The sequence below is a fragment of the Nostoc sp. CHAB 5715 genome, assembly GCF_020829685.1.
Classification (GTDB): domain Bacteria; phylum Cyanobacteriota; class Cyanobacteriia; order Cyanobacteriales; family Nostocaceae; genus Nostoc.
Genome location: NZ_JAIVFR010000207.1, coordinates 1 through 8,907, shown reverse-complemented (window position 1 = coordinate 8,907; position 8,907 = coordinate 1). Strand labels below are relative to the sequence as shown.

Sequence of the window (8,907 nt, the reverse complement as noted above, 5' to 3'; positions counted from 1 at the left end):
GGGAGTGGGGAGTGGGGAGTAGAGAGTGGTGTAGTTCAATTACTTGAAAAGCGCTATAAGAGGGAAAAATTTAGTAATTATCAATTTTTTAAGAATTCGCCATCCCAATGCAAAATTGAAATGCTTTCCTTCAACACATCTATATAATAAGATATTCACTATGAGCGATAACTATATTTTGAAACGTATATATACATACAGACAGGAAATCCTAAAAGAAAATAAAGAAATCTGTCTTTCGCCTAACCAAATAATAGGATACTAATAGTAGTAGCATATACAAAAAATCCATTTGTAGCCCGATCAAACTCATATTTGAGTGCATCTGAGTACAGCTTAATATATTGCAAAATATCTTGATGAAATCTTAGCAAAGGCTTACAGGTAAAGTTTCTTGTAGCGAGCACAAAAATTCTTAACCCCTGCCCCAAAAATACTAGTACCTCCATCGTTAAATACTAGCACCCGTACCCCAAGATAAACTTAAAATTTATCTTGGGGTACAGGTTTCGGCGTTTGAGTACAACCTTAATCAATCCAATAAATCCAATCAGCATTGGGTTTTCTATCCAGTTGGAAGTCACCTGATATAAGCATAAAAATAGCAGATGGATCTTTTTACCAGATAGACATTACCGATGCAACAGTCTTTAGACAGTATTAGCGATCATCAGACTACCAAAACGCAGGATTCTGCCCATACATCCATGCTGAAAAATCTCCTCTCTGGCGTTTTTTTTGAGCCATTATTGAGTGATTTTCGCATTATTTTTGAGCGCGACCCAGCAGCACGTAATTGGCTAGAAGTGGTGTTTTGCTACCCTGGATTGCACGCGCTATGTTTGCATCGTCTTGCTCACTGGTTACATTGTCGAGGAGTGAGTTTTATCCCCCGCTTAATTTCTCATTTGGGGCGATTTTTGACGGGAATTGAAATTCACCCAGGTGCAGAGATTGGTCAGGGCGTGTTTATCGACCACGGAATGGGTGTTGTCATTGGCGAAACTGCGATCGTCGGCGACTATACACTGATTTATCAGGGCGTCACCCTTGGCGGAACTGGTAAAGAAAGTGGTAAGCGTCATCCCACAGTGGGTAAAAATGCAGTAATCGGAGCGGGTGCGAAAGTTTTGGGTAATCTGCAAATTGGCGATCGCGTCCGTATTGGTGCAGGTTCTATTGTCTTGCAGAATGTCCCTAGCGATCGCACTGTTGTAGGAGTTCCCGGTCGAATTATTTCTCAAAACGAAAACGCCAGCCTTTCTCCTTTAGAACATGGAAAGCTACCCGATGTGGAAGCAACCGTGATTCGTTCTTTGCTCTCGCGCATTGAACAACTTGAAAAACAACTGCAAACTTTAGGCGTTAAGAGTCATTAGTCATTGGTCATTGGTCATTAGTCATTAGTCATTAGTCATTGGTCATTCGCAAAGGATAAATGACAAAGGACAAATGACAAGCGACAAAGGACAAAGGACAACTGACAACTAACAAAGGACAAAGGACAAAAGACAAATGACAAATCACGTTTTACAGATTCCTTTGAGCGATCGCTGGCGAATCTACCACCGTTTGCAAGAGTTAAAAATTAAGAGTTCCTGTCCCCCCGATGGTTCTTTACGAGTGCAAGTGAATAATTTGCTCGAAGCAATATTGATTCGTAGTACAGTTATGCAATTTCTTGCTTCTCGCCACGAATTATTAGAGTGGCTAGAGCGTTGCTGGCATTACAGTGATGAGTCATAAGTACAAATGAAAAGTTTTTCATACCCCACTCCCCTCTTTGTTATAGATGCACAAAGCTCGAATAGCTTTAGAAGTTGAAGCTACTGTACGTTAGCAGAATTTGTTGCAGACTGAGGGAGATTAACCGAGTTTTAGATTTTATCCAGTCTCCTAAATCTGAAATTTTCCTGACATCTAGCGACAATTACAAAGATGAAATTAGCAAACAAGACTGGGAATTTCTGATTTTTAATTCTTTTCCAAATTAAAAAATTGAAAGTTCAATCAATTATGGCGACTCGTAACAGAGATATAAAACTCCTGAATTTTTTGCACAATGAACTTGAACTTTCAAATGCCGATATTGGTGTAGCTCTGCGACACCGTGAATTAGAAAATGGCCCACTACCGATGCTCCTTTGGCAGTATGGTTTAGTTGACTTGGAGCAGCTAGGAAAGATTTTTGACTGGCTAGCAGAACAAAGTTAGCTAATTTGAACCCTTTAGCTTTGAGTACCATTACCTGCCAAAATTATACACCAATGGTCTAGAAAATCTGAGGTTACTAAGATGATTACATCCTTAATTGCTGGATTCTGTATTTTACTTTGTTCAGGGTTTGCTAATAGCTATATCAGTTCATTGCTAATCGAAGAAATTTCAAATGACATCGGTAAAAACGATTAGTAAATTATACATGTTTTTAGTTCCCTGCCATACAGATGTGATGCTGATAATCGGTCAATAATAAAGGATCATGTATCCTACATTATGAATTGTGATATTTTTAGCATTTACCATCGCTGGGAATTGTAGAGAGAAAGGTTATTAAGAATACTTCCAAGAGAGGGATATTTGCAATGAATCAAATCATAATTAATGACACTACATTACGTGATGGCGAACAAGCAGCAGGTGTTGCTTTCACCCTAGAAGAAAAAGTTGCGATCGCTAAATTTCTCGATGCCATTGGTATTCCCGAATTAGAAGTCGGTATACCGGCAATGGGTGACGAAGAAACACGAGCGATCGCCGCAATTTCTAACTTGGGTTTACAAGCAAAACTCCTGGGCTGGAACCGCGCCGTCATCTCAGATATTAAGGCTTCTATCGCTTGCGGTCTGAACCGGGTGCATATTGCCATTCCCGTCTCTGGTATCCAAATCGCCGCCAAATTCCACGGTCAATGGCGAGTCAGTTTGCAAAAACTCAAAGACTGTATCAGCTTCGCCGTCGATCAAGGTTTTTGGGTAGCAGTCGGCGGAGAAGATTCTTCCAGGGCTGATGAAAACTTCCTCTTAGATGTAGCGCTTTATGCCCAAGAATGGGGTGCATCCCGGTTCCGCTTTTGCGACACCGTAGGAGTTCTCGACCCTTTCAGCACCTACACCAAGGTAAAACGGCTGGTTTCAGCTTTGATGATTCCCTTAGAAATCCACACTCACAATGATTTTGGTCTGGCAACTGCCAACGCCCTTGCGGGTATCAAAGCCGGAGCTTTATCAGTGAATACCACAGTCAACGGATTAGGTGAAAGGGCGGGAAATGCAGCTTTAGAAGAAGTTGTCATGGCGATCAAACGCATCTACAACGTTGATTTGGGCATCAACACACCGAGTTTGCTGGAACTGTCTCAACTAGTTGCAGCTGCATCAGGTGCTAGTGTACCACCCTGGAAAGCGATCGTTGGCGAAAATACCTTTGCTCACGAATCTGGCATCCATGCTCACGGAGTAATGCAAAACCCCATCACCTACGAACCATTTGCTCCCGAAGAAGTGGGTTGGGAACGACGTTTAGTAGTAGGAAAACATTCTGGACGGCATTTGGTTGCAAACTTGCTAGAACAGCATGGAATTTTCTTGAACTCCCAAGAAACCCAATCTGTTTTAGATGCAGTGCGTCATCAATCGGTACAGAAAAAACGCAGTTTGACGACAGAAGAACTATTGAATTTGGTCAGAGAACAGAGGTACTCTCATGCAACGTGATGAATTAGAACTAAATTTGCCACCTGCTTTTGAAATTGGTGAAAAAGTCAGAGTTCGGAAACTGCTTAAGAACGATGGTACTTTTCCTGGTAAAGAAGTTGGGCAAGTTTTGGTGAACAAAGGAGATATCGGCTACATAGCGAGTATAGGCACATATTTGCAGACTTCCTATATATATGCTGTGCATTTCTTAGAAACAGGGTTCGTCGTCGGCTGTAAGAAAAAAGAACTAGAATCTGTTGAGGAATCTCATGAAAGTAATGCTACGCATGAATGATGCCGGTACTTTAGTAGTTTACGTTGCTAAAAAAGACCTTGAAGAAGAAGTCATCAAACAAACTGATGGAAATGATGGCAAGGTTCTCACCCTAGCAAATGGTTGGGAATTGGAATTTCGTGAATTGCCAGACACAGCAAGTTTACCTCAAACAGTAGAAGCGAAACGCCTCGCGTAAAAAAATGGGGAGTGGGGAGTGGGGAGTGAGGGAGATGAGGGAGATGAGGGAGATGAGGGAGAAATGCCCAATTCCCAATTCCCAATTCCCCACTCCCTACTCCCCACTCCCTACTCCCCACTCCTAACTTTTTATCAATCATGGGTGACAAATATTTGACGTTATCAGAGTTGAACCTTGAGGGACAGTTACTAGGTTTTGTTGGTGGTGAACCAGGAAAATATAAATATTTGCAATTGGCGGTTCCATCTGGAAATGTGGAAATTAAACTGCCTAAAGAGTTACGTCGGTTATTAAGTTCATCCTTAATCCCTGGGCAGCAAGTTCGCGTTTGTGGGCATAGTAAGATAGACTCGCGCACAAGTAAAATAAAAATTAAAGCCTATCGGGTGACACCAATTGATGCGTGTCCAAAACAAGATTTACCACCTCAAACCAAAGCGAGGATTATGGTATGTCAAAAGGGCGGTTGCCTCAAGCGTGGTGGTAAAGGGTTATTATCAGAATTAGAAAAAACTTTGTGCGATCGCGGTTTGTTAGACAAAGTTACCATTGAACATACTAGTTGCCAAAAATGCTGTAGCAGCGCCCCCAACTGTGTTTTACACCTTGGTAAAAAGAAATACAAAAATATTCATCCTGAAGCGATCGCATCTTTGCTAGAAAGTCACTTAACAGAGTAATAATCTTCTCTATAGCAATCCGATTTGATTCCTGAATTACTCGTAGAGACTGGGGACTGGGGACTGGGGATTGGGAAGAAGGAATAAAGGTGTACTGAGTTTTTTTCAAAAATTAAATATGAGTCCTATAGCTATTCTTAAAATAATACGCAAGTTTTTAGGGGTAAAATTTTTACCCCAATTTCTTGTAAGTATCGTCTATATAGCACCCTTGTCAATTAAGATAAAAATAACTCTGCATTCTCGTAGTTGTTATGAGCCTTACCACTGCTAAACGCTTTACTATAGCTGAATATCACCGTCTAACTGAACTCGGCTTCTTTGAGGAGAATGACCGAGTTGAGCTAATTAAGGGTGAAATAATCCAGATGGCAGCAAAAGGTACACCGCACTCTGTTTGTGAAACACGCCTAGAACGAGAATTATATAAACTAGTAGGCGATCGCGCAACACTGCGAGGACAACAACCAATTACTTTGTCTAACAACAGTGAGCCTGAACCAGATAGAGTAATTGCAAAAAATAGAGATGATGACTATCTAGCGAATCATCCTAGCCCATCTGATATTTTACTCTTAATTGAAATTGCTGATTCATCCTTAAAATATGACCAAGAGGAAAAGCTACTTATTTATGCCGAAGCAGGTATTTCTGATTATTGGATATTTAATTTAGTAGATAATTATCTAGAGTGCTACAGCGAACCTTATCAGATGCAAGTTAAATTTGGTTATCGCCGCAAGTTTATTTATCTACCAAATGAATCAGTTAATCTGCCATGTTTACCTGATTTATCACTTGATTTATCTAAGATATTTTCTGGAATGTTATTTTAAAATTGCTGCCAAACCAGATTGAAAACTTAGTATTAACTTGACAATCTACTCATCTCGATAAACATCTCTTCGATGCCTTACTCTGACAACTTTAACTATCAGCACATCATCTAGAATCTCGTACAAAATCCGATAATTGCCAACACGAATACGATATTTATTCTCCGTATTTTCTAGCTTGACAACGCCGCTAGGACGCGGATTATCAGCAAGTTCTAAAATTTTCCTGTTAATTCTATCTCGAATATCAGCAGATAATTTTTTTAATTGTTTCGCAGCCCTCTTAGAAATTTCTATTTGATAAGTCACGATTCTAATTCTTGTTTGTACTGTTCCCAAGTAATAGTAGGTTCATTTTCAGCTTCATCAAAGGCTTTAATATCCTCTTCGTCTTCTGCTTTCCTAATATCTAACAGTTCTAGAACATCTTCTAAAGTATCTTCATAAGCCTGTTCTAGTCTTTGAGTGATTGCTTTTAACAACTCTTGTCTTTTAGTTGTAGTTTCCATAATTAATCTCTCCAACTGCAAACTTGTTAATTAATTTCCGCTTGAGTGATTGTTGTGGTAAACAGACTCATTAATGATTGTTCAGCAGCCCAACTACGAACTAGTTCAGACTTTTTAAGCTTCATTAATTCTGACAAAACATTTGTATCAAGAAGAATCATTCTTCAAATGTTGATACGGTGCGAATAGGTTCTCTAGGAATTTCTGGTAATTCAAAGTCTCCCAAATTCGCAAAACGTTCCTCAAGTATATTAGCTAAGTTGAAGCGATGGTTGTGATTTTTTGTTAGAGCCAGATAAAGAATTTCTCTAGCTTCTTCCTCGAGGGAACGACCATGTTTTTCGGCTCGTTTCTGTAGACGATATTTGATGTCATCATCAAGATTAGATATAGTAATATTGCTCATCATCAATTCCTCATATTAATTTTTAAATCAAACTTTCCAGCGCGTGTTGTAAATCATTCGTCACATCAGCAACAGCTTGTCTAGCACCCAACCGATTTTCCTTATACGCCGGATAATGCTCAGAAATAGATATGGGTTCACCCACAGTAATTTTTACTTTTTGCTTACCCAATTGCGGACGCTGTAAACCTTTATCGCCTTTTATTTTAGCAATCATCCGCCATAAAATTAAAGTCGTCTCAGCAAACCTTTCTACCGTGGGATTTTCACGAATATAATTACCAGAAACAGCCACAAAACTTTCTACTAAACGCATGTGCCACATCCGCGCATTCGCTTCTTCAGCAACGCGATCGCCTAAAGCTTTCTCTACAGCAGAGACTCCTTTGACATCCTTAAAATCTTCTCTAAATATATAATTCCACCCAGCTTGTTCTACCCGCCGACATCGGTCACTTAAAGTACCTTTTGAATGCAAATCAAAATACTGTTCTGATATTAATAGCGCCGCATTCAATAAAGCTTGTAACCGAACTGCTAATGCTTCATTTCTATCTTCAATTTCTCCTACTACTGTTTTCATCTCTGGCAGCTTGAGATGATAAAAGCGCGTGTAAAATTTTTCCATCAACGAAAGTAAATGTTCTGCCAAAGTCAACAACCGGGGATAAAGCGACTCTATCGAAGCATTTTCTGCTGGATTCACAGGTAAACCACTAGCCGCTTCCAATTCAGTTAAAAGATTAGCGATCGCATCCCAAGGAGCATCAACGTAACTATATTTAATCCCAACTGGTACAATTAAAACCTGTTGGTTGCGTCCAGCTTTGTGCAAATCTTCAGCACACCAAAAGCCTAATTGGGCGATACCAGGTTCTAGGGGGCTGATATTCTCCGATAAACCATTGGTTGCACCCTCTGGCGCAGCCGCCATCGGAAATTTCCCATTGGCGAACAAGTCACGCGCCGAACGTAACCCCGTCCAGTCAGCCTTACCTCGCTGAATCGGAGTACCACCTAAACGAGAAGCAATCCAGCCAACGTAGGAACCTGCCCATAGAGGAATGCCGCGATCATAGATAAAATGAGCGTGAATTGGAAATTGTAGCGCTGTACCTTGCGATCGTGCTACCTTTGGCACGAGTTGAGATAGCAAGTAGCCCAAAGAAAGTGGATCCTCTGTTTTAGGATGGCGAAATGCCAGCATAAAACGGATCTTACCCTCCTGAAACTGGCGATAGAGATCCACCAGAACCTCTACGTTGTCTGCTTCAATTTGAGTAATAGCTGTTTTCCAGTTTATCCAACTCGGTAGCAACAGATGGACGACTCGTAAAAATAACGGGTTAAACGCCGGAGGAATAAATTCTAAGGGTGGCTGTGCTTGATAAATTACATCTGCCAAGATAGTTTCTCCTAAAGATGCGACGATTTATAATCGCCTGGTGGGGTTATTTCTTTTAAGCTATCTTAACGGCTGTAAAATGCCCTGACAATTGCAGTCCTTCTGCCCTCTGCCTTCTGCCTTCTTCACGGGGTTTTCTGGTAATTAGGACTGCCCTTTCAAGGTGCAAGCTGAAAGCTGAGGGTTTTCTTCGTGTACTTCGCGTCTTCTCTACGAGACGCTACGCGAACGTGGTATAAAAAATATTTTGAACCGCGAACGCGAGTGCGTCTCCAAGAGTTGACACGAAGATCGCGAAGGTAAAATACCGAAAATAATCTTTAATTTTTTAAATTTTTTGCTCACCTTGAAAGGGCTGGTCTTAGGTACAAGAGTAATCCAATTGCGATCGCTCTCCAAACAAAGTCAAATCAGTAATTTTGGTTGGTGATGTATGCGATCGCAGTAATTAAACTCACGTTATATAGCGGTTCTCGAATGGAAGCAATACACTTTGACCTCTCCAAACCTCTCTCCTAAAAGGAGAGAGGCTTTGAATCTTGCTCCCCTTCCCTTGCAGGGAAGGGGTTGGGGGTTAGGTCTGTATTGGACTCAAGCGAGAAGCGCTATATTAAAGGCGAAGCTGCTACAGGCTGTGCGAAACACTCAAACGTGAAGGCGGAAGCTGCTACAGGCTGCGCGAAACACGGAAACGTGAAGGCAGAAGTTGCTACAGGCTGCGCGAAACACGGAAACGTCAAGGCGGAAGTTGCTGCAAGGAAGGCGGAAGCTGCTACAGGCTGCGCGAAACACGGAAACGTCAAGGCGGAAGTTGCTGCAAGGAAGGCGGAAGCTGCTACAGGCTGCGCGAAACACGGAAACGTCAAGGCGGAAGTTGCTGCAAGGAAGGCGGAAGCT

The 8,907-nt window shown here is 41.2% G+C and carries 14 protein-coding genes and 1 pseudogene; 10 read left to right on the top strand and 5 right to left on the bottom strand.

Going from position 1 to position 8,907, the window contains the following annotated elements; all coding sequences use genetic code 11:
- The first annotated feature begins 638 nt into the window (after positions 1-638).
- The 9 genes from cysE to LC574_RS13495 all read left to right on the top strand — a co-directional run bounded on the left by cysE (position 639) and on the right by LC574_RS13495 (position 5,690).
- The gene (cysE, locus tag LC574_RS13535; RefSeq protein ID WP_229454002.1) at positions 639-1,379 is read left to right on the top strand and encodes a serine O-acetyltransferase; all 741 of its coding nucleotides are present in this window, start codon (positions 639-641) and stop codon (positions 1,377-1,379) included.
- A 136-nt stretch (positions 1,380-1,515) separates the two neighbouring features.
- The gene (locus tag LC574_RS13530) at positions 1,516-1,746 is read left to right on the top strand and encodes an Asr1405/Asl0597 family protein (protein ID WP_229454001.1); all 231 of its coding nucleotides are present in this window, start codon (positions 1,516-1,518) and stop codon (positions 1,744-1,746) included.
- Between the two features lie 270 nt (positions 1,747-2,016).
- Positions 2,017-2,214 (top strand): DUF2949 domain-containing protein, encoded by a 198-nt coding sequence (locus tag LC574_RS13525; protein WP_229454000.1) that lies wholly within the window; start codon positions 2,017-2,019, stop codon positions 2,212-2,214.
- Positions 2,215-2,585: 371 nt separating this feature from the next.
- Complete coding sequence (nifV, locus tag LC574_RS13520; RefSeq protein ID WP_229453999.1) at positions 2,586-3,716, top strand: homocitrate synthase; 1,131 nt, start codon at positions 2,586-2,588, stop codon at positions 3,714-3,716.
- Positions 3,706-3,993, top strand: coding sequence for a nitrogen fixation protein NifZ (locus LC574_RS13515; RefSeq protein ID WP_012407236.1), 288 nt, complete (start codon positions 3,706-3,708; stop codon positions 3,991-3,993). Before nifV ends, LC574_RS13515 begins: the two co-directional genes overlap by 11 nt.
- Positions 3,968-4,171, top strand: coding sequence for a putative nitrogen fixation protein NifT (nifT, locus tag LC574_RS13510; RefSeq protein ID WP_229453998.1), 204 nt, complete (start codon positions 3,968-3,970; stop codon positions 4,169-4,171). The genes LC574_RS13515 and nifT overlap by 26 nt, the downstream gene beginning before the upstream one ends.
- Before the next feature lie 18 nt (positions 4,172-4,189).
- Positions 4,190-4,330, top strand: coding sequence for a histidine kinase (locus tag LC574_RS13505; RefSeq protein WP_229453997.1), 141 nt, complete (start codon positions 4,190-4,192; stop codon positions 4,328-4,330).
- Positions 4,312-4,854, top strand: coding sequence for a (2Fe-2S) ferredoxin domain-containing protein (locus tag LC574_RS13500; RefSeq protein WP_229453996.1), 543 nt, complete (start codon positions 4,312-4,314; stop codon positions 4,852-4,854). The genes LC574_RS13505 and LC574_RS13500 overlap by 19 nt, the downstream gene beginning before the upstream one ends.
- Positions 4,855-5,108: 254 nt before the next feature.
- Positions 5,109-5,690 carry a Uma2 family endonuclease gene (locus tag LC574_RS13495; RefSeq protein ID WP_229453995.1) on the top strand — a complete coding sequence of 194 codons (582 nt, stop codon included), beginning with the start codon at positions 5,109-5,111 and terminating at the stop codon, positions 5,688-5,690.
- 45 nt (positions 5,691-5,735) lie between these two features.
- Here the strand turns inward: LC574_RS13495 and LC574_RS13490 are convergent, their stop codons facing one another.
- From LC574_RS13490 to LC574_RS13470, 5 genes and pseudogenes are all read right to left on the bottom strand, one after another.
- Positions 5,736-5,999: a type II toxin-antitoxin system RelE/ParE family toxin gene (locus LC574_RS13490; RefSeq protein WP_229453994.1), complete on the bottom strand. Its 264-nt coding sequence runs from the start codon at positions 5,997-5,999 to the stop codon at positions 5,736-5,738.
- Positions 5,996-6,199 (bottom strand): hypothetical protein, encoded by a 204-nt coding sequence (locus LC574_RS13485; protein WP_229453993.1) that lies wholly within the window; start codon positions 6,197-6,199, stop codon positions 5,996-5,998. Before LC574_RS13485 ends, LC574_RS13490 begins: the two co-directional genes overlap by 4 nt.
- A gap of 32 nt (positions 6,200-6,231) precedes the next feature.
- Positions 6,232-6,360, bottom strand: a pseudogene (locus tag LC574_RS13480) (VapC toxin family PIN domain ribonuclease); the annotation flags it as partial.
- A complete protein-coding gene (locus LC574_RS13475) occupies positions 6,357-6,605 on the bottom strand; it encodes a plasmid stability protein (RefSeq protein WP_229454003.1) in 249 nt (82 codons plus the stop codon). The pseudogene LC574_RS13480 and the gene LC574_RS13475, both read right to left, overlap by 4 nt.
- Before the next feature lie 22 nt (positions 6,606-6,627).
- Complete coding sequence (locus LC574_RS13470) at positions 6,628-8,010, bottom strand: 1-acyl-sn-glycerol-3-phosphate acyltransferase (RefSeq protein WP_229453992.1); 1,383 nt, start codon at positions 8,008-8,010, stop codon at positions 6,628-6,630.
- Between the two features lie 585 nt (positions 8,011-8,595).
- Here LC574_RS13470 and LC574_RS13465 point away from each other — a divergent pair.
- Positions 8,596-8,907: hypothetical protein (locus LC574_RS13465; RefSeq protein ID WP_229453991.1), on the top strand; the 312-nt coding region annotated here is incomplete at its 3' end.

Coding starts and splice junctions, on each gene's coding strand:
- cysE (WP_229454002.1), top strand. CDS start 639: ATGCAACAGTCTTTAGACAGTATTAGCGATCATCAGACTACCAAAACG.
- LC574_RS13530 (WP_229454001.1), top strand. CDS start 1,516: ATGACAAATCACGTTTTACAGATTCCTTTGAGCGATCGCTGGCGAATC.
- LC574_RS13525 (WP_229454000.1), top strand. CDS start 2,017: ATGGCGACTCGTAACAGAGATATAAAACTCCTGAATTTTTTGCACAAT.
- nifV (WP_229453999.1), top strand. CDS start 2,586: ATGAATCAAATCATAATTAATGACACTACATTACGTGATGGCGAACAA.
- LC574_RS13515 (WP_012407236.1), top strand. CDS start 3,706: ATGCAACGTGATGAATTAGAACTAAATTTGCCACCTGCTTTTGAAATT.
- nifT (WP_229453998.1), top strand. CDS start 3,968: ATGAAAGTAATGCTACGCATGAATGATGCCGGTACTTTAGTAGTTTAC.
- LC574_RS13500 (WP_229453996.1), top strand. CDS start 4,312: ATGGGTGACAAATATTTGACGTTATCAGAGTTGAACCTTGAGGGACAG.
- LC574_RS13495 (WP_229453995.1), top strand. CDS start 5,109: ATGAGCCTTACCACTGCTAAACGCTTTACTATAGCTGAATATCACCGT.
- LC574_RS13485 (WP_229453993.1), bottom strand. CDS start 6,199: ATGGAAACTACAACTAAAAGACAAGAGTTGTTAAAAGCAATCACTCAA.
- LC574_RS13475 (WP_229454003.1), bottom strand. CDS start 6,605: ATGAGCAATATTACTATATCTAATCTTGATGATGACATCAAATATCGT.